1 protein-coding gene is annotated in these 575 nt (G+C 71.8%); it reads left to right on the forward strand.

Annotated features, from left to right (window positions below; all coding sequences use genetic code 11):
- Positions 1 to 575: VCBS domain-containing protein (locus E1J50_RS24505; protein ID WP_207919287.1), on the forward strand; the 575-nt coding region annotated here is incomplete at both ends.

Consider the following 575-nt stretch of genomic DNA (forward strand, 5'->3'; position numbering starts at 1 on the left):
AGGCGCAGTTCCTGGCGGCCGGCGAGACGCGGCGAGAGGTCTTCACCGTCATCGTCGATGACGGCCGCGGCGGCACCGCGAGCCAGGACGTGACGATCACGATCACAGGCACCAACGACGCGCCGACCATCACCGGCGGCAGCGTCGCGGGCGGCGTAACGGAACTCGCGACGCCGGTGGGCAGCCTGACCAGCGGCGGCAGCATCAGCTTCGCCGACCTCGACCTCAGGGACGGCCACAGCGTCACGGCGGTGGCGCAGGGCAGCGTCCTCGGCACATTGAGCCCCCGGATCGTGGCCGACACGACGGGCTCGGGTGCGAACGGGAGCCTGGGCTGGGCTTACGCGGTCGAGGCGGGGAAGGTGGAGTATCTCGCGGCGGGCGAGACCCGTGTCGAGCGCTTCACCCTCACGGTCGATGACGGCCAGGGCGGCCGGGCGAGCCAGGACGTCGCGGTCACGATCACCGGCACGAACGACGCGCCGACCATCACCTCCGCCGTGCAGGCGGGCAGCGTGACGGAGGATGCGCCGGCCCCGGCCACGGGCACCATCAGCTTCACCGATGTCGATCTG

Source organism: Methylobacterium segetis (assembly GCF_004348265.1).
GTDB classification, from domain to species: Bacteria; Pseudomonadota; Alphaproteobacteria; order Rhizobiales; family Beijerinckiaceae; genus Methylobacterium; species Methylobacterium segetis.